Genomic DNA, 2,875 nt, shown 5'->3' with positions numbered 1-2,875 from the left:
GCGGCACCCGGGTCGACGGCGAGCAGCCGCTCCCGCAGGCTCGGGTTGCGGATCTCCAGGACGTCCAGCACCCCGGTGGTCGTGGAGCTGACCCCCCGGCTCTCCACGAACCCCCCTCCGCCGAGCACTCTGTCCACGAGGACCCCGGAACTCACCCCAATGGACGGGCGCTCGGAGTGAAGCAGGGGCGTGAAGGGGCGCATTCACCCTTTCTGGTCTATCGCCCCGGCTCCGCCCGCCTACCTTCTGAACATGGGTAGCGGGGACCGTACGACGCTGGTGAGGATCTGCGACCAGGCCGGCCGGCCCCGGGGCACCGGATTCCTGGCCGACGACCGGGGCACCGTCGTGACCAGCCACCAGGTCCTCGACGGCCTTGTCGCGGGCGGGCCCCTTCTCCTGCGGGGGACGGACGGCCTGACCCGTCCGGTGGACCCCGACGGCATCCTCCCGCTGCCCGCGCTCGGCCTCGCGCTGCTGCACACCGCGGACACCACGGCGCTCGGTCTGGAACCCCTGCCCGTCGCGGCGCCCGAACGCGCGGAGCCGGGGGCGTACGTCCACATCGCCGCGCACGGCATCCGTCAGGCCCGCGTTCTCGGTACCACCCCGGCCACGTACACCACCCGGGACGGCCACCGGCACCAGGTGGACGCGCTGGAACTCGCCGTCGGCACGGACGGCCGCGACGCGCTGCGCTCCGGCGGCGCCGCGATCGGCGGACCCGTCACCGATCCGCGTACCGGGGCCGTCCTGGGCGTGCTCTGCCCGGCGCTGCGTGCCGGGCACGAGGCTGCGGGGCTCGCCGTCCTGCTGCACCCGGGCGACGGCGGCCGGCTCGACGAGCTCCTGGAACGGAACGCTCTCACCGTCCCCGGCCACGGCCCCGATCTCAACCTGGCGGGCGCCCTCCGGCTCACCGCCGCCTCCGTGGGCGCCACCCGCTCCGCCGGGCGGGGCCCGCACCCACGCCCCGTCGACCGCGAGGACATCGCCGCCGAGCTCGACGCCTTCGGGAGCGGTACCGCGACCGTCCTCGGCCTCGTCGGCGCCCCCGGCACCGGCCGCACCACCGAACTCGCCGCTCTCGCCGCCCGCCGGGCGGGGACGGACGTCCGCAAGCCCACCCTCTGGCTGCGCGGTGCCGACCTGCTGGCGGGCGACCTCTCGGTGGCCGACGCGGTCGCCCGGACCCTGGAACGGTCCGCTCGCGCCGTGGGCGAGGCGGACGGCCCTCCGGCCCCCGAGGACACGGCCGGCGCCACCCCCGAGCGGATCGCCGCCCTCGCAGCCCGGTCCGGGCGGCCCCTGCTCGTCCTGCTGGACGGGCCCGAGGAGATGCCGCCCGCCCTTGCCCGCAGGCTCGCCGGATGGACCTCCGCCAGTGCGGGCTGGCTCCGCGCGCACGAGGTCCGCATGGTGGTCGCCTGCCGCCCCGAGCACTGGGAGACGGCGGGGACGCTCCACCCGCCGGGAGTTCTGCACCACCCCGCGCGCCCCACCGCCGGGCTGCCGCCCTGTCTGCTGCTGACCGATCTCGACCGGGCCCGGGCCGTCCTGGCCAGGGAGCGGTACGGCATCGCGGAGGGAGCCGTCGCGGCGGGCCACGACCGCCACCCGCTGACCCTGCGGCTCCTCGCCGAGATCCGCGCGGTGCTGCCGCCCGACGTGCCGGGCAGCCCGGACACCGATGACGTTTTCGCCGCCCACCTCGACCTGACCTGCGCCCGGATGGCCGCGCGGATCGCGGCTCCCGCCGATCCGCCCATGGGCGGCACCGCCGTGCGCAGACTCGCCGCGCGGGTGGCGGGCCAGCTGCACGAGGCGGCCCGCCGATGCCTGGGCCCCGGGCAGGGGGAGCTGGACCCGGCCGCCTTCGAGGAGCTCTTCCCCCGGCGTACCGGCTGGGCCTCGGCCGTCCTGGCCGAGGGCGTCCTCGTGCCGGCCGGCGAGGGCTACCGCTTCTCCCACGAGGAGGTCGGCGACTGGGTGCAGGGCGCCCACCTCGACCTGGACGCGGCCCTCGGCTTCCTGGTGCACCGCTGGCACGCCGACGACGGGGCGGCCGGGGGCCCGGGGCCTTCGCGGCACCTGCCCGTACCCCGCCACCGCATCGGACCGGTCGTCCAGGCGCTGCTGCTCGTCGGCAGGCGCCACGGCGACGCCGCGCTCGCGCACCTGATGGCCGACCTGATCGAGGCGCTGGACCGCCTCGGCGCCCGCGCACCGGACGGCGGCCCGGAGCGTCCCGGCCACGAGGACGCCGCGTGGTGGGCCGCCCGCCTGCTGCGCGAGACGCTCCTCAAGGTCGCCGACGCCCGCCCTTACGCCGGGGTGCTGCGGGTGCTCGCCGGCCGGATCACCCGGGCCGCCGCCTCGGACGGGGCCGTACGAGGCGGGGCGTACGCCGCGTTCGACCCCTGGTTCTGGCCGCGGCTACGGCTTCCCCTGGAGGACCGTACCGATCTGCTGCGGATGCTGATGCCCGCCGACGGGGCTCCGGGACGCGACGGACAGGAGAGCTTCCTCGACGCGGCGGACCGCCTGCTGACCGCCGACCCGGCGGTGGTGCGGCGGCTGCTCTGCGGCTGGTTCGTCGACGAGCGCCCGCTGCGCGCGGACGGCTCCGACGGTTGCGCGGACGGCCCGCCGGACCGGCGGCCCACGGTCGCCACCGCCGCGCAGACCCTGCTGTACGCGCGCCGCGCACTCGCCCCGGACGACCTCACCGAGGCGCTGGTGGACACCCCGCACCCCTGCGCCGCGGAGCTCCTCCTCGCCCTCGCCGACCCTGACGGGAACAGCTGCGTCGTACGCGTCACGGGGCGCCTGCAGCCGGGCGTGCTGACCGGCCATGACGTCCTGTGCGCGGTGG

Annotated in this window: 1 protein-coding gene; it reads left to right on the top strand. The window is 77.2% G+C overall.

The window, feature by feature from the left end; translation table 11 throughout:
- Positions 1 to 252: 252 nt before the first annotated feature.
- The coding region (locus tag ACWD3D_RS35590; RefSeq protein WP_451464812.1) for a trypsin-like peptidase domain-containing protein at positions 253 to 2,875 on the top strand (2,623 nt) is incomplete at its 3' end.

This window comes from Streptomyces sp. NPDC002690 (assembly GCF_053592415.1).
Note: the sequence above shows the minus strand (reverse complement) of the source record. Positions and strands in the feature narration are given on the sequence as shown.